The sequence below is a fragment of the Listeria rocourtiae subsp. hofi genome (genome assembly GCF_963575615.1).
In the GTDB taxonomy this organism is placed as follows: Bacteria; Bacillota; Bacilli; order Lactobacillales; family Listeriaceae; genus Listeria_A; species Listeria_A hofi.
In genome coordinates this window covers 1-23,635 of sequence record NZ_CAUYTL010000043.1, presented here as the reverse complement: position 1 = coordinate 23,635, position 23,635 = coordinate 1, and the positions used below count along the sequence as shown (strand labels likewise).

Genomic DNA, 23,635 nt, shown 5'->3' with positions numbered 1-23,635 from the left:
GAGGTGGAGAGGATGCATTCACTGCAGAAAACCGAGAAATCGGGCTATTATCAAAAGGATAGGCTGGAAGCCGAAAGTTATGATGAAGCGCATAGCATTCTTTCTGGTGAAGTTGGTAGACAAGATGGTGTAGAAAATCTGATAAACAAGCTTATGCTACGGCAGATAAATTTTGGTTCCGAGTAACAGCATATAATGAAAAGAATCAGACCATTGCTATCTCACAAGTGCCTACTGTTTCTATTGACGAGTTTGAAGAGTATGTACCTGCCGATTTTTCGAAGGACGATTTGACATATACAGAAGAAGAGCTTGATAACATTCTTTCAACGACAACGGAAGAAATAGAAGTGATGCAAGACGAATCATACGATGCCAGTGTATTACCAGAAATTGATTCAGAGATAATGGAGCCTAGGTTCGTGCAATTTATTATACCTGTTCTTGCTGTCGTAATACGCGTAGGTTCGAAATTAATGGTGAAGCAAACATTAAAAAATGGTACCAAAAAAAATATCACCATTCGAAATGGTAACCTAGCAGGAAAATCACATCCAAAAACAGGTGTTAAATTTGATAAAAAAGGTTTTCCCATATTTAATGCTAAAGCTGAGATGACACTGCCTAATTCACTATTGAAAGCGTCAAATACAAAACAGTTTAAAGAGGCAAATGCTTATCTCAAGAAAAACATCAACAATGGGAAAATACCGAAGAGTAGATTTACCAAGGATCAACTTTCAGATATTCAAAATGGGAAAAATCCAAGAGGCATGACTTGGCACCATCATCAAGATAGAGGTAAAATGCAATTAGTTGATAGCAAGTTGCATGAAAAAACAGGCCATACTGGCGGTAAGTCAATTTGGGGATCTTAATACAGAAAGTGGTTGAAAAAAATGAGTATATGGGAAAAAGAAAGCGACAAGCCACCAAAGTTAACTAGTAAAGATGTGGAACTGGCGGAAGCGACATTCGGTGTAAAGTTACCCAAAAACTATATAAAAATACTCAAGAAACAAAATGGTGGGTATCTGAAAACGGATGCTGTACATGTAGGGTTTGCTAATGATGATGGAGAAGGTTACATTCTACTAGACTCCCTTTACGGTATTCATCCAGATGAAGGCATTATGGAAACGGAGGACTACAAAAATGAATGGGGAATTACGAAAGAGAATATTATTATTATTGCAGGTAATGGGCATAGTTTTGTAGCTTTGGATTATGAAGGGACAAGCACGGATCCTAACGTTATCTTTATTGATACAGAAACAAGTCAAACAGAGCTCATTAGTCATAATTTTGACGAGTTTATAGACGCAATGTATATTTTAGATGTTGATGAAGATGAGCAAGATAATATTCATATACCATCTAGTGAAGAAATCAGAGAATTAGCGCTCTCAATAGACATTACAAAAGTTTCAAAAGGTGTATATCAGTGGATATGTGATTACTCTATGCCTAAAGACGATGAGCTATTCTTTACTGCAATGGAAAGAGTCTACACAGAAGGATCCGAGCATCAAAAAGTGGAAATTGCTAGTGCAGCAAGAATGGAAATTGAAAATGAAGGCATTATAGATCAAAAATTTATCCATTTAATTCTTTCCTTATTACAGAAAGAGGATGATTTAGATTTAGTCATGTATAAGGAAATGATTGAGGAGTTCTTAAAGACAGACGACTAGGAGTGTAAACCTGATACATGTTGTTATTAATTAATATTGTTGTGTTACTAGCGTTTCTTGGCATAGCAATTGGAGTAATCTTGTTTTTAATTAACTATGCTAAAAAATAATAAAGAAAGGGCACGCTGAAAAGTGATGTCCTTTCTTTGTGTATCTGGAATGTGTCAAAAAGCATACTTTTTGACACTGTCAGAAAAGAATGGAAATCACGTCTCAAAATATCCGAAAATGGATTTTGACATATGTCATATTGGTGATGTACTTTTTGACAGAAGAAGTCTAGTGAACTAACATTGTATTTAGAAGCATTCAACATGGATGATTCATGAGTATCGAGTACTTATAGTAAGTGATAAAGGAGTAACGGGATGACAAATGATACAGATACAGCAGCTGGGATGGAAGCGTATATCCGTGCTCATCCTGAAAAATCGGTGATGGAACTAGCGAATAAATTTAAGATGACAAGATATCGCATGGATACTATCATCAAAACAAATGAGATGCTTTATCACGAGCGTCTTGCTTTTAGAAAACAGAAAGAGGAGAAGCTGGCGGAAGCTGTTCAGGTCTATGTGAAGAAAAATCCAGATGCGACGGTGTCTCGGATTATGGAAAATGCTAGTGAGAAACCCATCGCTAAACAGACATTTCTTAGACTGATAGCTACCTACGATATTGCAATTGATGACATGCGTAAAGTAGATGAGCGGGTTATCCAACAAATGAGCGCGTATATGGAAAAGTATCCACATAAGACGCAACAAGAAATAGCGGATGATTTTCATCTATCGGTGTCGTATGTTGGGAGATTGATCCGAAAACATGCCCTACCTTATCATCGCAAGCGAAAGAAGAAGGGGGCTTTGGAGGCAAGAGAATTAGCGCTATGTCTCGCAAAGCACCCAGAATGGACACATCAGGAAATAGCAGCGCATTTGCAGGTGTCCCGAGAGACGGTCATGAAATATATTAAACAGTATCATCTTCTGTACATGCCGAAAAATAAAAAAGAAAAAAAGAAAATCGATCGAGACGCTTTACATGCCTTTGTGGTGGCGCATCCAGATTTATCTATTTTAAAAGTGGCCAAGCATTTTGGCGTATCAGAAGCTACCATGAAAAAGAGGATGGAAAAATACCATATTCCTTACCGAACACCGAGAAAAAAAGGGGAGCATTAGGGCCGTTTTTTCTTGTGGAAGGGGATGTTTTTCCTTGTGTTTCGCTGCCGTTTAGTATAAAATTCAGATTGTGGTACCAGTGAATGGGTATCGCTTCCTTTGAAGTAACCGTTTATACCAATGGGCGGTTGCTTCTTTTGTGTGGATCTGTAGCTCAGTTGGTTAGAGCAGACGGCTCATAACCGTCCGGTCGTAGGTTCGAGTCCTACCAGATTCATTTCCTATGGTTGCAAAAACACCCTAGCTGTATTATTATGGATATTAATAGCTTTCACTGGCTGTTATTTCTCGAGAGGCGATGACTCACTTACCGGAGTTGTCGTTTTTTCTTTTTTAGAGTATGTCTAGAACTTAAGATATATAGACACGTCTGAAATCGACGTGTTTTTTTGTTGAAAAGGTCTTGTTTATTGTCTATTAGGGGTAGAACCAGCATCTCTGAGCAAATCGGACATTACGCAATATTCCGACGATAACGGTTCAAATATGTTATAAAACGAGTTTCTTCAATATATGGGGTACCGAGCGCGAGAAGGGAATTTGTATCGATAAGGAATACAAATCCCTTTCCTACAAGTGATTTACACCTATTCCATGTTGGATAGAAGTTGGAGATACACGTTCCATGTATTTGATTACTAGGGGTCAATGAAAATTTTAGCCAAAATTTCCCCACATGTCATCTGTTTGTAACATAAGGAAAGTGTCTCAAAAACGATGGTTTATTAGGCTGTTTTTATTTTTCTAAGAAACATCTATTTTTTGTAGGGGTAGCGGCCGGAATTTGACATTTTTGTACGGTAGATAGGGTTAGAACCAGCAGCTTCGAGCAAATCAGACATTCTGCAATATTCTGACTATAATGATTTGAATTTCTCTACGATTGAGCTTCTTGTACACACTAGTGGTCACAATGGATCTGGCAGGACTCGAACCTGCGACCGGACGGTTATGAGCTGTCTGCTCTAACCAACGGCGCTACAAATCCACACAAAAGAAATAACCGTCCATTGGTATAAACAGTTACTTCAAAGGAAGCGATACCCATTCACTGGTACCACACTCTGAATTTTATACTAATTGGTAGCGAAACACAAGGAAAAACATCCCCTCCTACGAGAAAATACAGCCCTAATGATACCCATTATTTCTCGGTGTTCGGTAAGGAATATGGTATTTTTCCATCCTCTTTTTCATGGTAGCTTCTGATACGCCGAAATGCTTGGCCACTTTTAAAACCGATAACTCTGGATGCGCCACCACAAAGGCATGCAAAGCGTCTCGATCGATTTTCTTTTTTTCTTTTTTATTTTTCGGCAGGTACAGAAGATGATACTGTTTAATATATTTCATGACCGTCTCTCGGGACACCTGCAAATGCGCTGCTATTTCCTGATGTGTCCACTCTGGCTGCTTCGCGAGACAGAGCGCTAATTCTCTTGCCTCCAATGACCCCTTCTTCTTTCGCTTCCGCTGATAAGGAAGGGCTGTTTTCGCATCGCGAAATCCGTTAAGAATACTAGCATAACAGGCTAAATTATGAACTATAGATTTAGCTAGACAAGACCTTATAATTTTTGTTCAAAAAAGGGTTGCCATTCCATTAATGATAGTGAAAGGTGACTAATTGTAGCTCCTTAAGTTGCACAAGGCCTTATTTAGTCTAGTTACTTAATAAATACCCCAATTTTTTGATTTTTAGTACGCTGATTCGAACTATTGATAAATTTTTATAATATATCCGTTTATCAATTGATAAATAAGTGACATAAATTTATATAAATACAATCAAAATTCTCCAAGTAATTCGGACATTGCGAAATTGCATACAAGGATTCCAAGCGCATAGCCTTGTTTTATATCGGTAAGATCTGATTCAAATTACGAAGCAATTATTCGTCATCTATAAAGGTTTCCATTGCGTGCTCGATACCACCATAAGTTATTTGTTTTATATCTCGCCAGTAAAACTATGGGCCAATCAAATAAATCCAGAAAAGAAGCACTCAATCTTTATTCCTCGTAATCCTGATACACGGATGAGCAAGTAAAAAATTAATGTATTATTATTTACCCAAAAGGGCGCTATATCATCAACCTAGATTAATGTGCACCCCTTTATTGATCCTATCTCTTGACAATTAATTGTATAGCCTGTTCCAATTTTTTTGTTTGGTTTTCTATACTTTCCTCCGGATTTTCAAAACAATTTTTCAAGTTTTCAGCAACAATTGTGCCCATAATACGATCTACACTTGCTCGCACAGCGCTTAATTGCATGATAACCTCTTGACATTCTTTACCTTCTTCTATCATTTTCTGAACACCACGAAGTTGCCCCTCTGCTCTTTTTAAACGATTACAAACCTGCTTGTCACACGTAGACATTATATTAAATCCCCCTTCCAAGAGGACATACCACCCATTACATTCGTGACATTGAATCCTTGATGACTAAGAAAAGTACATGCTGTTGCGGAACGTCCACCCGAATGGCAAATCACATAATAGGCTTCCGCCTTATCTAGTATCTCAAAGATATCTGGCAGCCTACTCAGTGGTAAATTTTGCGCACTAGGGATATGGCCGCTTTGAAATTCATCCACTTCTCGGACATCTAGGATAGACAAATGATTGTTTTTTTCACGTTGATAAAAGGCAGCCATAAAAATCGACTTATACATGTAGAATCCCCTCCGGTTTTACAGTATTATATAAGGCAAATGCCCCATCTAGGTTTTGAATACTAAAGCCGTTTTGCTTTAATAAACGCTCGCCAATGTAGCTTCGTAAGCCACTATGGCACGTTATAATATATTCCTTTTGAATATCTAATTTATCGATGCGATGGCGCAAATCATCTAACGGAATATGAATCGCATTTTTAAATGTGCCATGATTCACTAACTCGCTATTATTCCGAACATCGAGTATGGTTTTACCTGATGCTATTGCTTGTTCTAGTTCATACCATTGAATATTATGGCTTAATCCCTCAGCTAAATTCATAGCTGCATAGCCAATCATATTTACAGGATCTTTGGCAGCACCAAATGGCGGTGCATACGTAAATTCTAACTCTGGTAAATCAAAAATAGTTAAACCTGCTTTTATAGCGGTAGCCAAAATATCGATGCGCTTGTCCACTCCTTTGGCACCAACACCTTGAGCACCGTAAATAGCCCCGTTTTTGGCATTGAAAACTAGTTTTAGTGTGATGTCAGTAGCACCAGGGTAGTAGTTTGCGTGATCCTTGCCAGAAGTGTGCACAATACTGACATCTAAACCAGCTTGTCTCGCAGCACGTTCACTCAGCCCAGTAGAAGCTGCACTAATACCAAAAACGCGTACGATAGCTGTTCCAATACTGCCCTTATTATGACGCTCCAGGCCAGCAATAACATCTGCAACTTGTCTACCTTGACGATTTGCTGGTGATGCTAGTGAGATGAACGCATCTTCACCAGTAATTTGCTGTTTGACTACAATGGCATCGCCTACAGCATATATATCTGGTAAGTTAGTTCGATAATGGGTATCTACTGAAATACCACCACGGTAACCTAATTCAATTCCAGCTTGTTGAGCAAGTGTATTTTCCGGTTGTACGCCAACCGATAGAATGGTGATATCTGATTTTAAGATAGAAGCATCTTCTAATATGATATCCTGTCCCTCATTTTTAAAAGCTACGGCGGATTGAGAAGTAATGACTTTTACACCATTCCGGATTAATTCATTTCTAACATACGCCGCCATTTCTTCATCTAAAGTGGGCAATACATGTGGTGCTTTTTCAATAATCGTTACATGTATCCCTTTTTTACGTAAATTCTCGGCCATTTCTAGACCAATAAACCCAGCACCAATGACAGTAGCTTGTTTTGAATTTTTTTCGCCTAGGTGTCCCATAATCTGATCTAAATCAGGCACATTTCTTAGTGTAAAAACATTTCTTGCATGTTCTAATCCCTCTATGTTTGGTACAAAAGGTTTTGCTCCTGGTGATAAAATTAATTGATCATACTGTTCTATAAAATCTTCATCTTCATGCCTAATAGTTATCGTCTTATTCTCTGAGTGAATCGCAATTACCTCATGAAAAGGACGTACATCCAATCCAAACCTAGCTTTTAACATTTCAGGTGTTTGAACAAGTAAATCGTCTCGCTGGCTAATCTCCCCTGAAACATAATATGGTAGTCCGCAATTGGCGAAAGATACAAAAGGCCCTTTTTCTAACACAATGATTTCAGCATCTTCCATCAAACGACGCAGACGGGTTGCCGCGGACATCCCTCCAGCAACACCACCCACAATAATAATTTTTGACATAATCAGTTTCCTCCTTTAATAGGTCCGTGCCAATGATTCATACCACCACCAACATTTATAACGGTGTAGCCCTTTTTGGTTAGCTTACGAAAGGCCTGCTTGCTTCGTACACCTGATTGGCAAATGACAAAAATGGTAGTCTCTTTTTTCTGTTCATAATGGGATATCCTATTCAGGGGGACGTTCTTCGCATTTTTTATATGTCCCCGTTTGTATTCCAATGGGCTTCTAACATCTAATAAAATAGTGTTCTTATCTAGTTTTCCCTGCAATTCTTGTATTGAAATCGTTGGTATCTTTTTGAATAAACAAAACATACAATAGCTCCTTTCTTCTACATAAAAATATACCCCTAAGGGTATATTAAACTATATAAAGACTCCTAAGTCAATAGATTTGTCTTCTAGTCACCCCACGATTACCTAGTTCAAAAGAAATGATAGAGAGACCCAGACGAATGCTAGTTATTTTATGGTGACTAGTAAGTAAGGCAAGAACCAGCATCTCCGAGTAAATCGGATATTACGTAATATTCTGACTATAACGACTGGAATATCTTATGAATCGAGTTTTTTCTATATATAATATTGGCCACAACCTCAATAACGGATAGTGGCCTTATTTTTAATGCGAAGCAAGCTATTTCTACTGGTCTTCTGTAGGCATTGTGGCTAAGCCTTCTTTAATCCGATAGATCGTCGGTCTTGTTACTCGATTTTTCTCCGCAATGCGTTTGATTGGCAAGCCTTCTTCTAACATGCGCACAATCTGATGGTATACTGCCTGTTTTTGTGGATCTTTTGCATCTGCAGCGTATAAAATCGGCCGACCTTTATAAATGCCTTTTTCCTTCGCTATCGCAATTCCCTGCGCTTGCCTTCTTTTACTTTCCGTTCTTTCCCGTTCCGCAATCATCGCCAGCAACTGAAGCATTAAATCTTTCACGAAACGATCTAGAAGTGGATCTCCAATCGGTTCACTTAACAACGGCATACTCGTCACCATCAAACCAATATTCTTTTCTTTGAGCACATTCACCGTTTGAATAATTTCTGTGTAATCTCTTCCTAACCGATCGATGGCCTCCACCATCAAAAAATCACCTTCACGAACAAAATCCAATGTTTTTCTAAATTCATCTCGGTTAATAAAATCGGCACCGGATTTTTTCTCCACAAAAATTTTCTCCGCGCCATGATTCTTAAATTCTTCCAACTGACGATCTAAATTCTGATCCGTGGAACTTACACGTGCATATGCAACTTTCATACCCAAAATCACTCCATTTTCCAACCACTTTATTTGACACCCTAATTTTACATGAATAATCTGTATAAAGCAATGGATCCTGTGTGTATATTTAGGGTATACCTTAAACAGACATAACGCTGTTATTATTTACCTTTAGGTATTGATTCTTTAATAACACAATAAAAACGGTGAAAAACATGCCATCCGTACAATAGCACATTTTTCACCTTATACTACTATTTAGTCGCTAATCATATTCAAGTATAATTGATAGTTCTTGTTACCTCCAGATAGATTATAGACTGTTTGGAATCCTTTTTTTTTTAGAATATTCTGGGCTGCATTGCCTGTCACACCTTTATTGCAGTAGGTTACTGTAAGTACTGTAGGATCAAGTAACATTGCCTGTTCTCGGAGATTAGCCAAAGGAATGTGTATGGCATTTTTAACAGAGGATGCTTCAAATTGCTTTTTGGATCGTGTATCGATAATCTGCATTTTCTCGCCTTCATTTTGTTTCTGAATAAGCGTTTCAGGTGTTATTAGTGGATTATCATGTATCGCATTATCCAAGGCCATCCCTGTATATAGTACAGGGTCTTTTGTTGTTGCAAATGGTGGCGCATACGCTAAATCTAAGTGAAATAAATCTGCTGCTGTCGCTTTAAAGGTAATAGCTGTTGCTAACACGTCAATGCGTTTGTCAACACCATGTGTTCCTGTTATTTGAGCACCTAGAACACGTCCCGTATTTCGATCAGCAATCGCTTTAATCGTTAGTTCTTTCCCTCCAAGATAATCTGCTTTATCCGGCTTAATATTGTAGAGCACTTCTATTTCAAAACCTGCGTCTCGTGCTTCTTGCTCGGCTAACCCGGTATAAGCAACAACCATATCAAAAACTCGGACAATCCCTGTGCCAAGAATTCCCCGGTGTTGCAATGACCCACCAGTTAACGTATCTCCAGCAATTCGTCCCATTTTATTAGCTGTCGAACCTAAAGGTCGATATAATGGCTTTCCAGTGATTAAAGAGTAACTTTCTGCAATATCACCAACAGCTGATATATGTGGGATATTGGTTCGCATCTTTTCATCTACGGAAACAGCATGAGAGCTTCCAAGCTTTATATTCATTCCATGTAATAAGCTCGTATTTGGTGTCACGCCAGCTGCTAGAATAATCATATCCGATTCTCGTTCGTATGCATGGTTATCTATCGTTACCAACCGTTTTTCTTTATCTGTGCACTCAATCTTCTCTATCGTTGTATTTAAAGCGATTTTGACACCTTGTTTCTGCAATACGTGTTGCACACGAAAAGCCATATCCCTATCAAGATGTTTCATTATTTGATTCCCACGCTGTATGATCGTCACATCGATACCACATTGCTGTAACTGTTCGGCCATTTCTAGACCGATAAACCCAGCGCCGACAATGAGTGCTGTTTTCGGTTGTTTCTCCTTGATATAGTGATGTATCTTACTGGCGTCTTGAATATTCCTAACATGGAAAATATTCTTAGCATCTTTGAATGATTCAAAGACAACGGGTATCACCGGCTTTGCTCCCATAGCAAGTACCAACTCATCGTAGTAATCTTCTACTGTTTCTCCTGTCTTAAGATTTAAAATATCCATTTTTTGTTGGTCAGGATGGATTTTCAGGACACGATGTTCCGTATGAATCGCGACGTTATAGCGTTTTTGAAACCATGCTGCATTTCTTGGTGTAAGGGTATCTAGTGTTGGGACTTCGCCACCGATATAATAAGGAATGCCACAGACAGAATAAGATATATCGCTATCCTGATCGTATACCACAATCTCGTCTTCTTCCGTGTTTCTTCTTGCTTTTGCTGCCACACTTGTTCCGGCAGCGACGGAACCAATAATAATAATTTTCATAACATTTGCCTCCATTAATTCCAAATCAGTAGGGATAGATACAAACCTACGAGTGTGATAAATAAGACGGGAAGGGTGATGAGAATCCCGATTTTAAAATACATGCCCCAACTTATCTTCACCTTTTTTTGCGCTAAAACATGCAGCCATAAAAGAGTGGCCAAAGAACCGATAGGAGTTATCTTTGGGCCTAAATCAGAGCCTATTACGTTCGCGTAAATCATGGCTTCTTTCATGGTTCCGGTAAAGGAAGTATGATCGATAGCCAAGGCGTTAATCATCACCGTAGGCATGTTATTCATGATCGATGACAGGATAGCTGCGATGAATCCCATGCCAATGGTACCTGCAAATAAGCCATAGTTACCGATATGCTCCAAAGCACTTGCTAGAACTTTTGTAATACCAACATTCTGTAAACCATACACTACCACATACATACCAATGGAGAAAAATACAATACTCCAAGGAGCACCTTTTAAAACCGTTTTAGTATGGACCGCTTGACTATTTCTAGCAAGTAACAAGAAGGTTAGTGCTATAAATAAGGCGATAAAGGAAACCGGGATATTCAAGAAACTACTTAAAAAATAGCCTGTAACCAGAACAGCTAATATTCCCCAAGAAATATGGAACATTTTCACGTCTTTGATTGCGGAAGCCGGTGTAGCAAGTTCTGATGCATCGTATCTTTTCGGTAGCGCTCGTCGGAAATAAAGATACAATACCAGGATACTTGCCATGAAAGAAAAAAGATTCGGTATCCACATCGTAAGCGCGTATTGAGAAAACGTGATCCCAAAGAAATCGGCAGAAACGATATTCACAAGATTACTGACGACTAGTGGTAGCGATGTTGTATCGGCAATAAACCCGCTAGCTATAATAAACGGAAACACCTTTTTTTCATCAAACTTAAGGGCACGTACCATGGCCAACACAATAGGTGTCAGAATTAGCGCAGCACCGTCATTCGCGAAGAATGCCGCTACAAAAGCGCCTAAAATGGCAATAAGTACAAACATTAAAATACCATTCCCTTTAGCGAGTCTTGCCATATGCAACGCGGCCCATTCAAAAAAACCAATCTCATCAAGGATAAGTGAAATGATTATAATAGCGATAAAAGCTAAAGTCGCATTCCAAACAATACCTGTTACAGTCACTACATCTGTGAGTGTGACAACACCTACCAGTAATGCGATAACAGCTCCGCCACACGCTGACCAGCCAATCGATAGATTTCTAGGCTGCCAGATAACAAATATGAGTGTGATTATAAAAACGAAAATAGCGAGTATGATTTGCATAATTCCCCCTTACTTCTAGCGAAAAAAGATACTACTCGCTAGTGTGTTTCATTTATATGAAGTCATCGTTGAGATTCTCACCAACCAAAGTCATTGGCTAGCATTGCTTATAGGCTTTCTTTTGTATGTTATTACAAATACACACTTCTTTTTCTTCCAAAAAAGAAGCTAGAACTTGTTGTACTTTCAATATCGATGCGTCGCTTAAGGAATAGTAATGCCAGATTCCTGATTTTCGGCTTTGTACAATACTTGCTTGCATTAAAACTTTCATGTGATGAGATAATGTGGGTTGCGTGAAATCGAAATGTTCTAGCAAATCGCACGCACACAATTCCCCACAGGAAAGAATATCAATAATTTGAACTCTTTTAGGATCGCTCATCGCCTTAAAAAGGCGAGCAGTTTCTTCATATGTCACAATACCCCCCCTTATAGATAGACATTCGTCTATCTATAAATATAAACATCTGCAATTGGAACGTCAAGTATTTCTCTTCGTTGGTGCGAAAAAAGCCTACATCGTTCCTTTTCAACTAGCTTGCAGTATCTTTATCTATCTAGAAGTATCCTTTGCATACTTTCCTATATTTGATATAATTTACGCAATAAATCTTTGATCTAACAAAATGGATGGGGGAAACATCATGAAAAAAGAATGGACGATCGATGAAGAAATAGAAGCTTTTATACTAAGCGATCGAGAAATGGCGTTTGTTACAACGAAATACAGAGCTACTCGGATTGGTTTTGCTGTGATGCTCAAATATTTTCAGTTGGAGCATCAATTCCCAGTAGAAAAGAAAGATGTTCCACCCGATATGCCTTCGTTTATCGCGAAGCAGTTGCAACTGTCACTGGACGCTTATATAACGTACCAACTGGATTCCAAAACAGCCTATCGACAACGACAAGAAATTTTACAATTTTGTGGTTTTCGAGAAGAAAATGAAGCGGACAGAAAAGCATTACAAGATTGGCTAGATGATAAGATATACGAGTACAACCAAGATGTAGACGTGTTAAAAGAACAGCTATATAGGAAGTACCGCATAGAAAAAATAATCATCCCTTCGGAATGGCAAGTAGATACGCTTATACGTAATCGTATTCGGCAAAAAGAGCACCATTTTTATCAAACAACCTACCAGCGACTCTCTGCTACTAGTTTGAAAAAGATGGATGCTTTACTAGCCTACTGGGGAGAATTAGAACACGAAGAAAATGATACAGAAGATACGACAAAAATCACATTCAGAAGGTTAACATTAGGCCCTGGAAGGCTTAGTCATGGAATTAAATAAACTGCAAACACTTCTCGACTTAGAGTTGCCAGATCATTTGTTTACGGATATTCCTGCTAAGGTTTTGCAAAAATATAGACTACGAGCCACATCCGAAGATAAGACAGAAGTGAGTCGGCATAATGATATGATTCGCTACACATTACTGAGTGCTTTTTTCTGGCTAAAAATAAGGGAATTACATGATAGCCTTGTAGAGCTGCTCATTACACTCATCCATAAAATCGATGGTCGTGCGGAGAAGAAAGTGAAAATGGAATTAATACTAGAGGTAAAGAAAGTATTTGGCAAGAATAAAATATTGGTTCATTTATTGGAGAGTGCGCTCCAAAATCCCAACGGGATTATCAAAGACACGCTCTTTTCCGTAGCATCTCCAGAAATAGTAGGGGATATTGTCAAGGAATTAAAATATAAAAACTCCATTTATCAAGAGAAAGTACACTGGCGTATCAGGAATTCGTATAGTAGTTCCTATCGTTCCGCTGTGACGAATATATTGCAAACGCTTCAATTTAAATCCAATAACCATCTGCATCAACCAGTCATTCAAGCGATTGACTTACTACGACAGTATCATACATCCAAACAAATTACCTTTTCTCCTTCAGAGGATATTCCACTTGGCCCAGAAATTATCCCTAAGAAATGGTATGACTTAGTCATTAAAGAAGATAACCATGGGGAGCTAAAAATCAATCGCATTAATTATGAAATATGTGTCTTACATGCGTTAAAAGATAAGTTAAAATGCCGTGAAATATGGGTATCCTTCGCTTTTCGTTATCGAAATCCAGATGACTATTTGCCTGCTGACTTTGAAGAGAAGCGTGTTGAGCACTATGAAACGCTGCAGCTTCCCTTAGATGGTACTGAAAAAATAGACAGTTTACAACAGGAGCTACGTGACAAGCTTCATCTACTGGACACAACAATGCCAGATAATAAGAAAGTGAACATATGGACAAAGAAAAACGGCTGGATTGCCGTCGCACCAAATGAGTTAAGTCCTGATCCACATCAACTTACCTATTTGAAGAAAGAAATTACCGATCGTTGGTGGATGACGAATCTCATTGATATCATCAAAGAAACGGATTTACGAACAGGATTTTCAACGACATTTCAAAGCCTTGCTACGTATGAACGTCTGGATCGCGAAGCTGTTCAAAAACGGTTGTTATTATGTTTATATGGTATTGGTACAAACACAGGCATACGACGTGTATCATCAGGTAGTCCAGATATCAGCTACAAAGATTTGCTATATGTTAAAAGGAAATATATTCATACTGAAAATTTAAAAGCAGCCAATCAAAAAATAGTGAATGCTATTTTAACAGAACGAGCAGAGAGTGTATGGGGCAAGGGTTCTACTTCTTGCGCTTCTGATTCTTCTCGCGTAGTAGCGTACGATCAAAATTTACGAACGCAATGGTTCCCAAGATATCGTGGTCCTGGCGTATCTGTTTATTGGCATATTGAAGAAAAGTCCATGTGTATTCATTCGCAAGTGAATGCACCAAACTCATCAGAAGTAGCAGCGATGCTGCATGGCTTACTCCATCACGGCACAGCAAAAGAAGTCGATCGCAATTATGTAGACACACATGGTCAAAGTGCGGTAGGATTCGCATTTTGTCACTTACTAGGTTATGAATTGTTACCACGTTTCAAAAATATACATGCGCAAAAATTATATAAAGCATCGGCTAGTGATCGATATGAGCATATTTCCCCTGTTATTGCAAAGCGAGCCATCAACTGGGATCTTATTCACAGACAGTACAACGAAATGGTGAAATATGCAACAGCGTTACGTATTAATACCGCAGATACCGAGGCTATTTTAAAGCAATTTTCCAAAAATAGTTCGCACCCTACCTATCTCGCTTTTCAAGAATTAGGTAAAGTGATAAAAACGATGTTTCTATGTGATTACCTCCGATCTGAAGAACTACGAAAAGAAATTCATGCCGGTTTAAACACGGTGGAAAATTGGCATTCCGCAAGCGATTTTGTCTTTTTTGGCCAAGGTGGCGAAATTCGCCATAATCAATTGGAAGAACAAGAAATAGCGATGCTCAGTCTCCAACTCATACAAAATTGCATGATTTACATGAACACACTGAAAATCCAATCGGTATTAAGTAAAAAAGAATGGCAAAACAAGATGGAAGTAGAAGATTATCGAGCGTTAACGCCCATGATTTACAATCATATCAACCCCTATGGAGAGTTTCATATTGATATGAAAAAGAGAATACATTTATAATGAAAAAGCAAATCGGGCACTGCGTAATATTCGGAATATTACGCAGTGCCCGATTTGCTCGGAGATGCTGGTTCTACCCCTGTTACCAGCCGGGATTAAAATAGACTTGGTGTTCTGCTCCATTTTTGGTTACAGCATAGATGCTTAGATAACCATTAGGATTAATTTTTACTCCACGGCCATTGTTGTAATCTGTAAATTGAAGCCGTTGTTCCCCATCTAAAACAAAGCTATTCCTCTTTTTAGTGACATTAAAGCGAATACCCTCCCCCACGTAGTCCACTCTATAACTCACAACATTATCACCAATAGCGGCTCTCACACGTTTAAAAGTAATACCATCATAATAGTCCTTATGTGTAGTAGATGCGATTAACGAGACATTTTGGTGTGCTGAAACGATTGCATTAGACCCCGGATAGGGGCGAGAAGTATACACTTGGCATTCTCGTCCATCCTTAGTTATGGCATAAATGCTTAAATATCCTTGATTACTTAACCTCAATCCATGTCCATTATTATACTCTAGGAAGTTAATCTTTTGTGCACCATTCGTTTCAAAAGAAGCTCTTTTTTTAGTGCCATCTAGTTTTTCTGTTAGTGAATCTCCATTATAATCCACTCGATAGCTCATAACTGTGCTTCCTATGGATTCTTTTACATTTTTCGTAAAAATAATACCATCGTCATACCATAGTCTGCCTTTAATGAACGTTGTTGTTTCATGCGCTTTAGTAATGGCTCCCAAGCTGTACAAACCTGTTGTTACAGTGAAAGGTATGCTACCGCTAGATACTTCCCCACTTCCATTTTCAGAGGTTAATGTAATTGTATATTTTGTCGAAGGCTCTAATCCTCTTATTATGGTAGTACGTGTATCGGAATTAACAGTTCTAATTTTCATATTATTCACATATAAATGATATTTAGTGATATTACCTGATGCCTTAGGTGCTTCCCAGGTAAGTGTTGCAACGTTCTCAGACATATTAATACTTTTTATCTTTGGTGGCTCCAACTCCATCGTCTGAATAGAAACTTCATTACTAGGCAACGAAACTTCTGTACCCACCTTAGTTTTTACGGTAAATTTATACTTCTTCGCGGTTTCTAGATTCATAACTCTGTGAGTCCTTGTGTTCTTAGCAGCCGTGTGAATTAGTAATCCATTTTGGTAAATCTGATAGCCAGCTATAACTTCTGCACTGAATCCTGCTTCCCAAGTTAAAATCGCACTTTTGGCAGTTAGCTCACCGGCTTTTAGATTTTGTGGTGGCACTATTTCCTTCACTGTCACTATAAAGGTAGCATCTGTTGTTTTTATTTTCCCTTTAAAGCTGTATTTCAATTTATACACACCAGGCTTAGTGGTGTCTATATTGGCTCCATTGACAGCTATTCTATTATCACTAAATGCTACTAATCTGCCATCTTCATCCGTAGCAGCAACAAAATTATTTTCTGCATTCCATTTCTGACCAGCATAAAGTGTGCTATCTTTTGTTGTGATGGATGATTTGTCAATGGATTCTAGACTAATATCCAAACCATCATCCAATGGATTCCCATTTTTATCAATCGGAATAATCGTAAACATATGTTCAGAACCTGGAGTCAAAGCTACTAAAGTGGAAGTAGCTGTTCCCACAACAGAGGTTATTCCAGTAAAAGCCCATCCCCCTGCTTCTTTAATCCAACTAAAAATTTGGAATCCAGACATTGGGATACCTTCAAACATGCCACTCCAATTGAGTTTCGCATTAGAGGATGTAATATTTTCTGCCTTATCTTCATTTTTGTTCTCATCGTTTTTCTCATCTGTTTGTATAATTACAGAATTGCTTCTTTCAGATTCATTGCCAGCTTCGTCCACAGCTATCATAGAGTAGGTGTATATTTTACCTTCTTCAATTGTAAAATCATTGAAATAATTCCTGTCACTTGATACTGTAAAAATTTTATCAGTTAATAAACCACTATCTCTTTTCATCCTAGATGACGATTCCGTTCGGCGAATTTTCGCCTCTTTTACTCCTACATTATCGCGTGGATGTGGCCAGTTAAGTCGAACAACTGTACTTTTGACTGCTTTTCCTCTCAAAGATCCCTGTAGTTTAGGGGGTTCCGTATCTTTTGTTTTTATTTTTAAAGGTATACTTCTGGATGACTCATTGTTTGCTTCATCAATCGCACTTATTTGAAATTGATACTCGGTTGCTGGGCTCAAATTTTCAACCAAGATTAACATTCTTGCTTCATGTTCCCCAGGATTTTTAGGTGATAATCTATTGTTATCCTTACGAGTTTTTTCTTCGAAAAGTTCTTGATTATTTTGATAAATTTTATAGCGATCTACACTAACATTGTCACTAGAGTGATCAAAAGTAAATTCCATATACTTGCCCTCTATTTTCACTTCACGCAAATTTTTGGGTGTAGTTGGTGGGGTAGAATCATACAGATTGTCAAAAAAACGATTTGTTCGAACGGCATTTGTTTGAAAACCTTCTCGTACAGAGGAATTTGGATGTAGTTTCGCCGAAAAAGCTTCACAAATAAACTCTTCCCAATCTTTTTTAGCATATGAGCTCTCTAGTAGTTTCACTACAGCCTTCTCCTCAAGTGATTTTAGTTCTTTCATATGACTTACAAATTTTATCTTCGAATTTTTATATAAAGGATTTCTTTCGAATTCTTCAGATACATAAATTAAATGGTGGAAAAATTCATGTATAGTGGTAGTAGCAAACTCTTCTAATACTCTATTTTCTTTTTCTGGTGTCCCATAGACTAAACTAGAGAGACTTATGATACTAGTGCTTTTACCTTTACCATGTACAGTCTTACCAATAGTATCAAGTTTGAATTTATTACGAAATACTTTCTCATGCTCTTCCGAATTTATTTCGGCTAATTCTTTAACAAAGAAAGACGTGTGCACTCGCCAGCCATTTGTAAAAATGAGTTCCTCCCATTGGTATAGAGACTTGTCTCGAGAAATACTTTCCCACATAGCACTGTCTTTAAGACTCTTAAAAAATAATGTCACTACATACTCTGCTTGTGACAACACCATGCCTGCATTTAATCCAAGGGGTTCTAATTTAATAAGCTTATGAGTAACCCCATAATCATTCTTTATCTTGCTTTGTAAATCTTGATTTACTTTGTCCGTCTCATTAGTTAATTTACTTTGATCTACCAGCTCAGCTTCAATGTCTAAATAAGGTGTTTCTCCGTCTTTATTCATTTTCTTTGCTGTATATTTAAAAGTGCTTTTTCTTTGCAGCATAAATTTGGGCGCCAATAATGAGCCTACTCTAATCATTTTAGTCCCTTTCGGTACAGAAAGTTTTATTTGTATATGTTCATTGCCTCTTAAAGTAGTCTCCTTAGCAGTTAGACTGCCTATAAAGTAACCATAGTCCGTACCATACTCCGTTTTTTTCAGTAATTTTTCGAAAACGTAATCATTATTTTTTCGAAAAAAATCTTTGTCTATACCAAAGCTCTCCGTAGAGAAGTTTCCGTAAAGAGTCATGTTTTCTGTTGATGCGGTATAAAATTGAGTATCAAGCTGTCCTAATTTTATTTCTCCAGGCTTTTCCGTATAGAACTCACTTCTATTTAAATATTCTTCTCTTAATTTCCTGTTTACAGCTTCTATTTCTTCTAGGATTTTTTCGTCACTTTTAAGTGCATTAACTTGCTCTTGAAAACTCAGATTATTTTGCTCTGTGCTAAATTCAATCTTATTAGTAAACAAAAATTCGTTTCCCGTCATGCTGTTGTAAAAAGGTTTAACTTCACTTAATAGAGAATCGTTAATTTCCTGTTTTTTATTACTATTCTCCGCATACACTAATGGTGTTGAGATGATAAATGACACTATAATTATCAGCTGAGCAAAGCCACATTTCAATACATTATTTATTATATTTTCTGTCGTCTTCATATTTACCCCCATTTCGATCATCCACTTGAATCAAACTTAAAAGCTACTTCACGTATTCCTCTCAGTATACTCGATCGGTTTTATTTTTTATTGATTTTCTTCTACACAAATATATTGTTGAAAAAGAAAAAAATACTAAACCAACTAATCCTGATAATCCATTGCTATCCGCTGTTTTCGGAAGTCTTCTTTCTGATTCCACACTTTCTAGCGAAATAAAATATGCTTTCTATTTTTTCTCTAGCTTAATAGGTATACGCTTAGTATCTACCAATTTACCAGAGGAGTTGGCAGATCGTGCTTTAACTGACATATCATATGTTTTTATAATTAAATTAGTACCATTCCGTGGTGAATGAACCTGAGCCACGTACTCGAACTTTTTCAGGATCAATTGGTGATTGCACCATTCCCTGCTTGTCCTGTGCTCTATTAATAATAAGCCCAACGCGGCTAAGCCTTCCAGCACTGAAAACTGATTGACCCACATCAGCAAATAGCTCAACTTGCCCTGAAACTTTAGTTTGCTCAAATAACACAACGACTTTATAAGTTTTATTTGCTGGCACTTTAACTGGCTGCGCAGGTGCTGTGAGAGTGATTGTTTCGCTGTTCATATTTGCTTGAGTATGAGAAAAGTTATATTCTAATGTTGTTGACCATTCTCCTTCCGCTACAAATGGAACCCCTGCTTTCCCCTTAGCTGTTACCCCTATTTTAAAGCCATTTTGTATCGTTGTCGTAGTAGTTTGCGTGAACGCTTTACTAAATATAGATGTTTGATAGTTGCTTTCATGAGAAAATGGATTTTCAAAAATATTTTGTCCTACATGTAATGGGATAGTTTCTTTTATGTTTGTTTTTAGAATATTAGTGCCAAAAACATCGTAGTTTGCCTCTCCCATAAGTACATATGGTGAATGAAAATTATAAGGCACTGAACTAACCATTTTTTGTAATTTTTCATCTACATCTTGTATAACATTCGTACCTTTAGGTGCAACTTGCACGCTAGTCGGATAGGCGTCTTTTTCCATGCTATAACCATGAACTACACTAGTTGGCGTTCCAACAAGCAATGCACTACAAGTTAAACTTACTATTTTCTTCATCTAAAACCTTCCTCTCTGTTTGTTTATTTACAATATTCTAAATATAACCTCCTTTTTCAAATATTCACATTTCTATTTTATGGGAATTATGCTTGAAAAGCAATAGAAAATAAATAAATTCACGTAATTGTTGAAATTATTATTATTATTATTGCATTTTACTGTTTTAATGTTATTTTTTGTAATTTTAGGTGGATAAATGTCAATAAAGTAGACGGTAAAATAGTTAATATCATTGGAATGGTTATAATAAAGTGGACACAAAAAATAAGAGGATTTAAGAAAGGATATGTCCTATGAGATGATTTACCGTTCTAAGGCGCAATAGGGAGGAGCTTGCACATAGCAATATCCATTATTGAACCATATGGTTCAGAAACAGAGAGTTTACTTTTCCTTATTTTGTTGCTATAATAGAGTAGAAAATAAGATACTCATAGCCACACCCAAACACCCTAGCTGCGCGAACAGCTAGGGTGTTTATTTGGGGTTAGAATAGGTGTCGTCTACTTGTTGTTATTGCGCCGAGCTTCTAACAGGTGCTTGAAGAACGCAATCGCGCATCCAACCACAATCGGAGCAATAATACTTGAAAATAAGATACTCATAACTCACACCTCCCTTCAGCGAAAATGTTCGCCTGAAGGTAGACGATTCTATTATTGTACCATAAAAGATAGTCTTATGAAGGGTTGTTATTAGGGCTTTACGCATCTTGCGATGTGCTTCCAAACGCGGTAAACTGGAGTGGAAGCAAAAAAAGAGCCTTCAACAGTGTCAAAGGCTCAAATCTGAATAACGGGAGTTGAGTTATTCAGGGATGAATACGCTTATTATAGCATGGAATGTAAACGTAGACAATACTGCATGCCAGCAACAAGGAGAGGTAAAATAGATGATCGCATTTGAAAATATTATGGCGTTGGAAAAAAAGATGACCGAAAACGGTTACTGGTATAGAGATGTGAAAAAAGATTTACGTATGTTGGTACTAGCTATATCCAATCACGGTATGGTTTATGCCGAGGCGATGGACACAAAGAAGAGTTCGCTTGTGATTCGTACAGAGCAAGGTGATCCGTTATGTTACTTGGAAAGAAACGAGACAGCGCCAAAGCCAAAGCGAGGAAAGGCAGATAAATAAGTGTATGAAAATACCCCAGGACAACGAATTTATCGTGATTCCTGGGGTATTTTCATTTATTTTTTTCTTCGGCTTCGATTTCAGAAACACTTTTCACTTCTCGATCTTCTCTTTTTAGTAGCGGAAATGAGTCGCCTGTTGGATTAAGCGCAGCTTCAAAGTGATCATCATAAATACCAGCGTCAAAAGACAGTTCTGGATCACCATTCACATAGCCTTCCACATGAACAATACCTGTTGGGTTTATATGTATCTTCTCCAATGTTACAGTGTCTATATGTTGATAATTGTAGGTTAAATACTTTTCAATATATGGTTTTTCAGTGGCTAAAATAACTTTTTCACTGTTTTGCTGTTGTAAATGTTTCACAAATAGATATCCCCCTGTTATGATTATAAGTAGCAAAATAATGGAAGTATAGATGATCCATTTCTTTTTCATAGTTTCACCCCACTTTCATTATAGCATATCACGTTTAGGAGGAATATGGAAAGATGCCAACAGATGAACAAAATTTTGGGCTTTCAGATTTTATTTATGAGGGTAGGACGCTCAAAGTAAACGATATAAGACCATTGACGAAAACAGAGCAACAGAAGATTATCTATACGCAACTAAATGATACAAGCCAATGGGTGACCATTAATTCTATTACTAAATCGAATGGCCTTCAAGCGGCTGCAACTGTTCCATACAAAGATTATGTCGATATGTGCAATGGAAAGATTAAGACGTTTTCACATGTGGTATTTGTTTCACGTGGCTCACAAGAAGGCGCAGATTGGACGACGAATGTAGGGCTTGCAACGAAAAAAATGCCAGAGTATGGTGATCAATTTTTTGATTATGAACAATTCATCAAGGAAACGACTAAGATGTTTCCTGTAAAAGATTTTAGTTTTACTGGACATAGTTTAGGTGGCGCTTTAGCACAGTATGGTGCAGTAAAGTACAATAAACCAGCAACGACCTTCGCTGCAGCACGTTCCTTCAACAAGTTAACAGCCGAAGAACAACAAAGAGCCAAGAATGGTGCTTACTTTAATCAAATAAAGGACTACAGGCATACTGGCGATGTGGTGGGTTCGTTGCCACCAGGTGCATTTGTCTTTTATCAACAGTTTGTCAGTAAAAATGCCAGTGGTAGCGATCCATATAATGCGCATATGCCTGCAGGATTTCGCGGTCAGTTCCATGGTGATGGATCGGTGCGACTTAAAATATCTCCAGATGACATTCAACGCAGCGCACGAGAATTACATGCGATGGCTGAAGATATAACGAAAGTAATTCGAGCATTAGAAGATTTCCGAGAAGAGGAAGCCAGGGACATGAAAAAGCTCCAGCGTGAGTTAGAAGATGCGACCTTTGGTGGGGAATACGATTTGTTGATGGCTTCAGAAATAGACGATGCGATTCAGGAAGTGGCCGTACACAAACGCGAAGGTATCTATCGATTACATAACGATGATTTAACAGTCGAATTAATCGACAATTTGCGATCACATCAGAAAGAATTGTTAACATTCTCGGATGCGATTGGTCGTGCAGCGTATGAAATGCAACGAAATGACCAAGAGGCAGGCCAAGACCTGGCACGGTATCTGGGCGGAACGGTAGGCGCATTGAAAGCATCGGCTAGCGCGTTAGGAAGCCAATTAGCAAGCTTAGGGAAGGGGTAACGATGGATAGACAAATACGAGAATTAGATCAAGCGATTGCGAAGGCAATTGAAACGGGAGCGAGTAGTCTAGCTTACGCACTACAAGCGGATAAAAAAGAAATCGAACGGGCAAAGCAAAAGGCACAGATGCGCCAGCAGGTGCATAAACGCACGGATCACATTGCTGAAAATCAATGGGATCAATTACAGCGCTTTACAGCTAGCTTTGACGGGTGGCAACAAACGATGAAAAAGCTGGAGCGTGAACTAAGCGAATCCTTTGAAAGTAAAACGGGGGAAGCCATCATCGAAAAATTAGCGAAGGAAAGAAAATCCCTTTGTCAGGATGATGCAGCTGATTTTGATACGATTCTTCGAAGTACCAGACGACATTAATACTAGCCATAAAAAACGACAATGAGGAGTCTGAGACAAAAGGTTCTCTGACCTAGAAAAATACGTATCCAAAATCTGCATTTAGATTTTGGATACGTAT

General features: G+C 38.0%; 21 protein-coding genes, 2 tRNA genes and 1 pseudogene. 9 read left to right on the top strand and 15 right to left on the bottom strand.

Features of this window, described 5'->3' with window-relative positions; all coding sequences use genetic code 11:
• The 5 genes from R8925_RS14235 to R8925_RS14215 all read left to right on the top strand — a co-directional run.
• On the top strand, positions 1 to 186 hold a 186-nt coding region (locus R8925_RS14235), incomplete at its 5' end, for a hypothetical protein (protein ID WP_430536454.1).
• A 104-nt stretch (positions 187 to 290) separates the two neighbouring features.
• Positions 291 to 878 carry an HNH endonuclease gene (locus tag R8925_RS14230; protein ID WP_430536453.1) on the top strand — a complete coding sequence of 196 codons (588 nt, stop codon included), beginning with the start codon at positions 291 to 293 and terminating at the stop codon, positions 876 to 878.
• 21 nt (positions 879 to 899) lie between these two features.
• A complete protein-coding gene (locus R8925_RS14225; RefSeq protein WP_430536452.1) occupies positions 900 to 1,694 on the top strand; it encodes an SMI1/KNR4 family protein in 795 nt (264 codons plus the stop codon).
• A 368-nt stretch (positions 1,695 to 2,062) separates the two neighbouring features.
• Positions 2,063 to 2,878, top strand: a complete 816-nt coding sequence (locus tag R8925_RS14220; RefSeq protein ID WP_430536451.1) for an IS630 transposase-related protein — start codon at positions 2,063 to 2,065, stop codon at positions 2,876 to 2,878.
• 143 nt (positions 2,879 to 3,021) lie between these two features.
• Positions 3,022 to 3,095, top strand: a tRNA-Ile gene (locus R8925_RS14215).
• Positions 3,096 to 3,792: 697 nt separating this feature from the next.
• Here R8925_RS14215 and R8925_RS14210 read toward each other — a convergent pair.
• From R8925_RS14210 to R8925_RS14165, 10 genes are all read right to left on the bottom strand, one after another.
• Positions 3,793 to 3,866 (bottom strand) — tRNA-Met (locus R8925_RS14210).
• A gap of 143 nt (positions 3,867 to 4,009) precedes the next feature.
• Positions 4,010 to 4,327 (bottom strand): helix-turn-helix domain-containing protein, encoded by a 318-nt coding sequence (locus tag R8925_RS14205; protein ID WP_430536450.1) that lies wholly within the window; start codon positions 4,325 to 4,327, stop codon positions 4,010 to 4,012.
• 678 nt (positions 4,328 to 5,005) lie between these two features.
• A complete protein-coding gene (locus tag R8925_RS14200) occupies positions 5,006 to 5,266 on the bottom strand; it encodes a metal-sensitive transcriptional regulator (RefSeq protein WP_036092865.1) in 261 nt (86 codons plus the stop codon).
• A complete protein-coding gene (locus R8925_RS14195; RefSeq protein ID WP_430536449.1) occupies positions 5,266 to 5,562 on the bottom strand; it encodes a rhodanese-like domain-containing protein in 297 nt (98 codons plus the stop codon). The genes R8925_RS14200 and R8925_RS14195 overlap by 1 nt, the downstream gene beginning before the upstream one ends.
• Entirely contained in the window at positions 5,555 to 7,213 is a 1,659-nt protein-coding gene (locus R8925_RS14190; RefSeq protein ID WP_430536448.1) for an FAD-dependent oxidoreductase, read from the bottom strand. Before R8925_RS14190 ends, R8925_RS14195 begins: the two co-directional genes overlap by 8 nt.
• Before the next feature lie 2 nt (positions 7,214 to 7,215).
• Complete coding sequence (locus R8925_RS14185; protein WP_430536447.1) at positions 7,216 to 7,530, bottom strand: rhodanese-like domain-containing protein; 315 nt, start codon at positions 7,528 to 7,530, stop codon at positions 7,216 to 7,218.
• Positions 7,531 to 7,858: 328 nt separating this feature from the next.
• Positions 7,859 to 8,482, bottom strand: a complete 624-nt coding sequence (locus tag R8925_RS14180; protein WP_430536446.1) for a recombinase family protein — start codon at positions 8,480 to 8,482, stop codon at positions 7,859 to 7,861.
• Positions 8,483 to 8,704: 222 nt separating this feature from the next.
• On the bottom strand, positions 8,705 to 10,375 hold the full coding sequence (locus tag R8925_RS14175) for an FAD-dependent oxidoreductase (protein ID WP_430536445.1): 1,671 nt from the start codon (positions 10,373 to 10,375) through the stop codon (positions 8,705 to 8,707).
• Positions 10,376 to 10,389: 14 nt separating this feature from the next.
• Entirely contained in the window at positions 10,390 to 11,685 is a 1,296-nt protein-coding gene (locus R8925_RS14170) for an arsenic transporter (RefSeq protein WP_430536444.1), read from the bottom strand.
• A 97-nt stretch (positions 11,686 to 11,782) separates the two neighbouring features.
• Positions 11,783 to 12,106 carry an ArsR/SmtB family transcription factor gene (locus R8925_RS14165; protein ID WP_430536443.1) on the bottom strand — a complete coding sequence of 108 codons (324 nt, stop codon included), beginning with the start codon at positions 12,104 to 12,106 and terminating at the stop codon, positions 11,783 to 11,785.
• 226 nt (positions 12,107 to 12,332) lie between these two features.
• On the opposite strand from R8925_RS14165, the pseudogene R8925_RS14160 reads away from it, so the two are divergent.
• Positions 12,333 to 15,264: pseudogene (locus R8925_RS14160) on the top strand (Tn3 family transposase).
• Positions 15,265 to 15,346: 82 nt separating this feature from the next.
• Here R8925_RS14160 and R8925_RS14155 read toward each other — a convergent pair.
• From R8925_RS14155 to R8925_RS14140, 4 genes are all read right to left on the bottom strand, one after another.
• A complete protein-coding gene (locus R8925_RS14155; protein WP_430536440.1) occupies positions 15,347 to 19,219 on the bottom strand; it encodes a fibronectin type III domain-containing protein in 3,873 nt (1,290 codons plus the stop codon).
• A 61-nt stretch (positions 19,220 to 19,280) separates the two neighbouring features.
• On the bottom strand, positions 19,281 to 19,421 hold the full coding sequence (locus tag R8925_RS14150; protein ID WP_430539453.1) for an LPXTG cell wall anchor domain-containing protein: 141 nt from the start codon (positions 19,419 to 19,421) through the stop codon (positions 19,281 to 19,283).
• A 133-nt stretch (positions 19,422 to 19,554) separates the two neighbouring features.
• The gene (locus tag R8925_RS14145; RefSeq protein WP_430536439.1) at positions 19,555 to 20,331 is read right to left on the bottom strand and encodes an ETX/MTX2 family pore-forming toxin; all 777 of its coding nucleotides are present in this window, start codon (positions 20,329 to 20,331) and stop codon (positions 19,555 to 19,557) included.
• 506 nt (positions 20,332 to 20,837) lie between these two features.
• Complete coding sequence (locus R8925_RS14140; protein ID WP_430536438.1) at positions 20,838 to 20,939, bottom strand: type I toxin-antitoxin system Fst family toxin; 102 nt, start codon at positions 20,937 to 20,939, stop codon at positions 20,838 to 20,840.
• 287 nt (positions 20,940 to 21,226) lie between these two features.
• Between R8925_RS14140 and R8925_RS14135 the strand changes: the two genes are divergently transcribed.
• Complete coding sequence (locus tag R8925_RS14135; RefSeq protein WP_430536437.1) at positions 21,227 to 21,475, top strand: hypothetical protein; 249 nt, start codon at positions 21,227 to 21,229, stop codon at positions 21,473 to 21,475.
• Between the two features lie 52 nt (positions 21,476 to 21,527).
• Here the strand turns inward: R8925_RS14135 and R8925_RS14130 are convergent, their stop codons facing one another.
• Positions 21,528 to 21,845: a DUF1433 domain-containing protein gene (locus R8925_RS14130; RefSeq protein WP_430536436.1), complete on the bottom strand. Its 318-nt coding sequence runs from the start codon at positions 21,843 to 21,845 to the stop codon at positions 21,528 to 21,530.
• Positions 21,846 to 21,970: 125 nt separating this feature from the next.
• Here R8925_RS14130 and R8925_RS14125 point away from each other — a divergent pair, with 125 nt between their 5' ends.
• Together R8925_RS14125 and R8925_RS14120 are read left to right on the top strand one after the other, a co-directional pair.
• Complete coding sequence (locus R8925_RS14125) at positions 21,971 to 23,158, top strand: Tle-like phospholipase domain-containing protein (protein ID WP_430536435.1); 1,188 nt, start codon at positions 21,971 to 21,973, stop codon at positions 23,156 to 23,158.
• 2 nt (positions 23,159 to 23,160) lie between these two features.
• Entirely contained in the window at positions 23,161 to 23,535 is a 375-nt protein-coding gene (locus R8925_RS14120) for a hypothetical protein (RefSeq protein ID WP_430536434.1), read from the top strand.
• Positions 23,536 to 23,635 lie beyond the last annotated feature (100 nt).

What these genes read in the sequence shown, in the direction of transcription:
- R8925_RS14225 (WP_430536452.1), top strand. Translation starts at nt 900, where the DNA reads ATGAGTATATGGGAAAAAGAAAGCGACAAGCCACCAAAGTTAACTAGT.
- R8925_RS14220 (WP_430536451.1), top strand. Translation starts at nt 2,063, where the DNA reads ATGACAAATGATACAGATACAGCAGCTGGGATGGAAGCGTATATCCGT.
- R8925_RS14200 (WP_036092865.1), bottom strand. Translation starts at nt 5,266, where the DNA reads ATGTCTACGTGTGACAAGCAGGTTTGTAATCGTTTAAAAAGAGCAGAG.
- R8925_RS14195 (WP_430536449.1), bottom strand. Translation starts at nt 5,562, where the DNA reads ATGTATAAGTCGATTTTTATGGCTGCCTTTTATCAACGTGAAAAAAAC.
- R8925_RS14190 (WP_430536448.1), bottom strand. Translation starts at nt 7,213, where the DNA reads ATGTCAAAAATTATTATTGTGGGTGGTGTTGCTGGAGGGATGTCCGCG.
- R8925_RS14185 (WP_430536447.1), bottom strand. Translation starts at nt 7,530, where the DNA reads ATGTTTTGTTTATTCAAAAAGATACCAACGATTTCAATACAAGAATTG.
- R8925_RS14180 (WP_430536446.1), bottom strand. Translation starts at nt 8,482, where the DNA reads ATGAAAGTTGCATATGCACGTGTAAGTTCCACGGATCAGAATTTAGAT.
- R8925_RS14175 (WP_430536445.1), bottom strand. Translation starts at nt 10,375, where the DNA reads ATGAAAATTATTATTATTGGTTCCGTCGCTGCCGGAACAAGTGTGGCA.
- R8925_RS14170 (WP_430536444.1), bottom strand. Translation starts at nt 11,685, where the DNA reads ATGCAAATCATACTCGCTATTTTCGTTTTTATAATCACACTCATATTT.
- R8925_RS14155 (WP_430536440.1), bottom strand. Translation starts at nt 19,219, where the DNA reads ATGAAGACGACAGAAAATATAATAAATAATGTATTGAAATGTGGCTTT.
- R8925_RS14145 (WP_430536439.1), bottom strand. Translation starts at nt 20,331, where the DNA reads ATGAAGAAAATAGTAAGTTTAACTTGTAGTGCATTGCTTGTTGGAACG.
- R8925_RS14140 (WP_430536438.1), bottom strand. Translation starts at nt 20,939, where the DNA reads ATGAGTATCTTATTTTCAAGTATTATTGCTCCGATTGTGGTTGGATGC.
- R8925_RS14135 (WP_430536437.1), top strand. Translation starts at nt 21,227, where the DNA reads ATGATCGCATTTGAAAATATTATGGCGTTGGAAAAAAAGATGACCGAA.
- R8925_RS14125 (WP_430536435.1), top strand. Translation starts at nt 21,971, where the DNA reads ATGCCAACAGATGAACAAAATTTTGGGCTTTCAGATTTTATTTATGAG.
- R8925_RS14120 (WP_430536434.1), top strand. Translation starts at nt 23,161, where the DNA reads ATGGATAGACAAATACGAGAATTAGATCAAGCGATTGCGAAGGCAATT.